Consider the following 5079-nt stretch of genomic DNA (forward strand, 5'->3'; position numbering starts at 1 on the left):
AATGATGGTATTGCTATAGTTACAGTCCGAGCATTGTCAATCAATGTTCAGGAATATTAAGCTTAAATGAATCAGAAAGGTCAGGTCGGTTCGATTGATTTAGTGCTTGATGCTGATGGTCGCGTTAGACGGGGTTTGTTATCGGTACAACCAGAAGACAATCAAACGGTTTTAGGTTTAGGCGCGAAACTAGCCTTAATGTATTTGTACCAACATGGGATTACCCCGACGGTTACAGACAGCGGAAATGTTCAATTGGACCCAGGGCAATTTGATCCGCTTTTCTGGCACTGATGGGCACTCTCTTAGTGCTGATGCAGGGGGGTATCAGGTATTGTTGAATTATCGTGGCCCCCAAGAGAATTTTCAGACGATTTCTATGACAGATGTACTGGAAGGACGATCAAACCCTAATCTGTTTAGCGATCGCATTGTGTTAATTGGCCCTATTGCCCACAGCCTGAATGACCTATTTTTCACCCCCTACAGCGGCACTCTCATGAGTATGAGCAAACGCAACGGGAGTAGTGATTCTTAATTTTGTCCCCATAAGCCCTGGACGGTCGCCTTCAATTTCGGGTCTGGTCTTATGGTATGGAGTGGTTTTGGATTCTGATTTGGTCTGGTATCGGTACGGCACTGGGTTGGACTTACCGATTAGGTTGGGGCGCTTTACTTAGTTTAGTGTTTGGCGGCGGGAGTTTGACGCTGATCGCCTATATTGCTTTTCTGGAAGGCTGGTGGATACCCCTGGTTCCACCAATTATCGCTTTTACTACTTCGGGAATTGCGATCGCTGGTTATATTGCCAATTGGGAACACCAAGAACGTCAGATGGTTATGACTCTGTTTGGTCGCCATGTTACCCCTCAAATTGCCGAGATGATTTGGCAAAGTCGAGATGAATTAATTGCCCGGGGTCAACTGACTGGAAAAAAAATGATTGCTACGGTATTATTTGCTGATTTAAAAGGGTTTAGTACCATCGCCGAAACTATGGCGGCTGATGCTTTGATGTGTTGGTTAAATGAGTACATGAATGGCATGGCTGATCTGGTTTTAGACCATAAGGGAATTGTCGATAAGTTGATTGGGGATGCGGTGATGGCTGTGTTTGGGGTTCCTATTCCCCGCACTACTTCCGAAGAAATTTCCCAAGATGCGATCGCTGCCGTTTCCTGTGCCGTAGCTATGGGAGAAAAACTGAAATTATTAAACAGTCAATAGCAATTAGAAGGTAAGCCTACGGTTTCTATGCGCGTAGGAATTGCCACCGGAGAGGTAGTTACAGGGAGTCTGGGTAGTTCCCAAAGAATGTACTATACAACTCTCGGAGATAGTGTGAATATTGCTGCCCGACTAGAAAGTTATGATAAGTCTTTTGGCGGTGGTGTGTGCCGGATTTTAATTAATCAACACACCCATAGTGTGAATATTGCTGCCCGACTAGAAAGTTATGATAAGTCTTTTGGCGGTGGTGTGTGCCGGATTTTAATTAATCAACACACCCATGAGGAAGTTAGCCATCAATTTATAACTGAATATATCGGTAGCATTCACCTCAAAGGTCGCACTCAACCTATTAATGTTTATCAAATTAACAATCCTTAGTCTGTATTAAATCTTTCCATCTATTCTGTCAACTGTCCTAAGTAGTTATGAATAGCCACAGCTTTTGATGAATCTCCTCGCCCCCAGATGTAATTCACGGCGGAGACAGCCCCGCACCCCCACCCACATTATCCCCCCCTCCCACAGGGGACAAGATAGGGAGTTTCATGATTCACCGCGACACCACATTAACTTTATCGCCATCTTTAAGATAACTTGCCCCAGCGATCGCAATGCGATCGCCTACATTTAAACCCTGTATAATTTCTATACTCGCCTGGGATAAATCGCCTGGTATAACGGCTATTACGTTGCCCACTTCCACAGTTCGCGCTTCCACCGTATCATCAGGTAATAGACGATAAACAATAGAACTACCGTCAGCCTGGGGAACGATGGCCCTAGCGGGAACCTTCATTCCTTGTACAGTAGTAGTAGTTATCGCCGCCCGCAGAAACATTCCCGGACGCAAGAAAGAATCACGAATAGCCCCCAAGGGAGGCAGGTCAATTTTCACAGTAGCTTGTCGGCTTTGAGGATCAATCAGAGGCGCAATTTCTCGCACCACCCCTCGCACCTGCAAATTTTGATCAGCATCAGAAGTCACAGTAACAGCAGCACCAATTCTCACCTGTGATAACTGAGTTTCTGGAACCTTCGCGTGTAGTTCTAACTGATTTTCCGCAATAATCGAAAACAGTTGTTGATTACCAGTAACATCCCCCACTCGCGCTGTCCGTTGGGCGACAATGCCACTCATAGGCGCACGCACTATAGTTTGTTCCCGTTGAGTTTCCAACTGACGAACCCGCGCCTGGGCGCTACGCACTTCCGCCTCAGCACTACGGATATTAGACTCGGCGCTTTCCACGTTAGCCTCAGCACTGCCTATATTAGCCCTAGCACTGCTAATGGTAGCCCTAGCGCTAGAAATATTAGCCTCTGCGACTCTCACCCCTTCTTCGGCCGTTTTTGCCGTGGTAATGCGGGTTTCTAGTTCCTGGCGACTCACCACCCCTTGGCTGCTTAAATCTTCATAGCGTTCTACTTCTCGGCGGGCTTGATCTAAATTAGCCTTGGCTTCCGCTAACCTAGCTTGATTTTGAGTCAGTAATGACTCAGCCTCCAATAGACTCGCTTGCGCTTGCGCGAGACCTGCTTGGGCTTGTCCGAGGTTAGCTTCCCGCTGACGGACGAGGGAATTGGCGGACTCTACCTGGGCGTTGGCTTGGTCAATTTGCGATCGCAAAACCGAATCATCTAACACCGCCATCACCTGTCCCTCTGTTACCATTTCCCCCTGATTTACTAAAACCTGTTGAATTTGCACTGCGCTGGCTTGGGGTAAAACTGGGAGTAGGTCGTAGGCTTCCACAGTCCCGGTCACATCAAGGGTGCGGGTTACAGTCGTCATTTCCACTGGCGCTACTGTCACCGTTTGGGTGGCGCTGGGACTAACCGCTGGCGCTACTTCTACCCCTGGGCTTTCCTCGGTTACTGGTTCGGAACTGTTGTTAGAGGAAAAGTGCAGAACTCCCAGAGTCGCCACAATTCCTATGACCACCCCGATCACCATATTCCGCAAACTGCCCCCCTGGGGAGGTACAGCTTCCTCGGGTTCTTCCTCTAGGTCTTCAAATTTAACGCGATCGCCATTTAGTGACAATTCAGGGTATTGATCGTCATCAATATCTGGTAATGTATCTTTATGAACCACGAGTAATCCTCCCCCGGCACTCCTTAAATATATTGTAAAGAAAAGTTGCGTAAATTCCTCTTAAAATTCACAATTTCCAGGTGTCCCTGGGAACCGAGGAGAAAAATATCTGAGGGATACCGCCGAAAAAGCCTTATTTTTTAAGGGGTTTGGCTCCTTGAGAGTCTGTGGCGCGAGGTCTCCACTAGTTCACATCTATTTACATAGATTAACTCAGCTTTACCAATTCTGATTTGTCCCCGCTACCAGTCTGGGGGCGATCGCTTTTGATAATTCTGTTTCGTAGATTAGGATATAGGCTGAGTGCTATAGTACATACCTCGTCAGTAGTTTATCTATAATCAAAACATAGCCAGGACGGGCCTATATGGTTTTTAATGCCACGGAATGTCTAATTGATGCCTTTGTTGAACTAATTCGGGAAGGTTACCGCCGCACCCACGGAGGTTATAAATCCAACTATGAGGAGATTATTGGCTGGGCTGGAAACATGGCTCTAGAAAACATTGCCAATAGTGATGCCCTTTATCACGATGTCGAACATACAATTATGGTCACATTAGTGGGACAGGAAATCCTGCGGGGAAAACATATCCGCGAGGGTGGCGTATCCTGTGAAGACTGGCTACACTACATCATCTCCCTAGTTTGTCACGATATTGGTTATGTCAAAGGCGTTTGTCGTCGCGATCGAGAAAATACCTTTGCTACCGGACGCGGAACCATGGTAGAACTACCAGACGGATGTACTGATGCTAGTCTCACCCCTTTCCATGTCGATCGCGCTAAATTATTTATTGAAGAACGCTTTGGCGGCCATAAACTGATTGATGCTGAAGTCATTAAGCATAATATCGAACTGACCCGGTTTCCAGTCCCCAAAGAATCCGATCATCAGAATACCATGAACTATCCCGGTTTGGTTCGGGCGGCTGATCTCATTGGTCAACTCTCAGATCCTCGTTACCTGAAAAAAATCAGTGCTTTATTTTACGAATTTGAGGAAACTGGCTTTAATCAAAGAGTTGGCTACAAAAGCCCAGAAGACCTACGCAAGAACTATCCTAAATTCTACTGGAATGGTGTTTATCCTTATGTCAAAGATGCCTTAAATTACTTGTCTCTTACCCAACAAGGTAAACAAATTGTTGCCAACCTTTACTCTAATGTGTTTATGGTTGAACATGATCAGGTGTCTCAGGCTACAGTAGAAGTCTAATTACTGGGGTTTACCATCGAATTTGCCTCCGTACAATCTGAAAGTATACAGTTAAAAATCAAGCCCTAATGAATTCCATATTTTCACCTATACAGCAGTTCTTAATCTCTTGGATATTAATTCTGATTGCTGGAGGTCTTACCCTACAAACTATGAATTATGTGGGGGAGTTGGTTACTATTTTAATAGTCGCTGCATTAGTTGCATTTATTCTCAATGCACCTGTGGCTAAGTGAAAACGATTTATCCCTAGGGGAGTCGCGGCGGCACTGGTTTATTTGGTGGCGGCGACCGTCGTTGTCATTGTGGGTTTAACCGTGCTTCCTCCTGTGTTAAATCAGACTAGACAATTTATTACCAAATTACCCGAATTGGCTGAGTCTGCACAGCAGCAGTTAGCCCTATTTCAATCCTGGAGTTATGAACATAATTTACCCTTTTATGTGGGGATTTTACAGCAACAACTACTCAATCAAATATAGCACTAGTCAATACGGTTAGGACGCAGCCTTGAGAACAGAATCCATGGCAT

The 5079-nt window shown here is 45.8% G+C and carries 5 protein-coding genes and 1 pseudogene; 5 read left to right on the top strand and 1 reads right to left on the bottom strand.

Annotation, left to right across the window (positions count from 1 at the left end; genetic code table 11):
- Positions 1-66: 66 nt before the first annotated feature.
- From P5683_RS22535 to P5683_RS22545, 3 genes and pseudogenes are all read left to right on the top strand, one after another.
- Entirely contained in the window at positions 67-294 is a 228-nt protein-coding gene (locus P5683_RS22535) for a CHASE2 domain-containing protein (protein ID WP_006620570.1), read from the top strand.
- Complete coding sequence (locus tag P5683_RS22540; RefSeq protein ID WP_006620569.1) at positions 248-538, top strand: CHASE2 domain-containing protein; 291 nt, start codon at positions 248-250, stop codon at positions 536-538. Before P5683_RS22535 ends, P5683_RS22540 begins: the two co-directional genes overlap by 47 nt.
- A 302-nt stretch (positions 539-840) precedes the next feature.
- Positions 841-1611 (top strand): annotated as a pseudogene (locus P5683_RS22545) (adenylate/guanylate cyclase domain-containing protein).
- 172 nt (positions 1612-1783) lie between these two features.
- Here P5683_RS22545 and P5683_RS22550 read toward each other — a convergent pair.
- The gene (locus P5683_RS22550; protein WP_006620566.1) at positions 1784-3328 is read right to left on the bottom strand and encodes an efflux RND transporter periplasmic adaptor subunit; all 1545 of its coding nucleotides are present in this window, start codon (positions 3326-3328) and stop codon (positions 1784-1786) included.
- Positions 3329-3695: 367 nt separating this feature from the next.
- On the opposite strand from P5683_RS22550, the gene P5683_RS22555 reads away from it, so the two are divergent.
- The gene (locus P5683_RS22555; RefSeq protein WP_315641070.1) at positions 3696-4547 is read left to right on the top strand and encodes an Npun_R2479 family HD domain-containing metalloprotein; all 852 of its coding nucleotides are present in this window, start codon (positions 3696-3698) and stop codon (positions 4545-4547) included.
- Between the two features lie 245 nt (positions 4548-4792).
- Positions 4793-5029, top strand: a complete 237-nt coding sequence (locus P5683_RS22560) for an AI-2E family transporter (RefSeq protein ID WP_071533510.1) — start codon at positions 4793-4795, stop codon at positions 5027-5029.
- The last annotated feature ends 50 nt before the right edge of the window (positions 5030-5079 follow it).

The organism is Limnospira sp. PMC 1279.21, assembly GCF_032349615.1.
Lineage (GTDB): Bacteria > Cyanobacteriota > Cyanobacteriia > Cyanobacteriales > Microcoleaceae > Limnospira > Limnospira fusiformis.

Excerpts from the sequence above, each read along its gene's own strand:
- P5683_RS22540 (WP_006620569.1), top strand. The coding sequence starts at position 248 with ATGTTCAATTGGACCCAGGGCAATTTGATCCGCTTTTCTGGCACTGAT.
- P5683_RS22535 (WP_006620570.1), top strand. The coding sequence starts at position 67 with ATGAATCAGAAAGGTCAGGTCGGTTCGATTGATTTAGTGCTTGATGCT.
- P5683_RS22555 (WP_315641070.1), top strand. The coding sequence starts at position 3,696 with ATGGTTTTTAATGCCACGGAATGTCTAATTGATGCCTTTGTTGAACTA.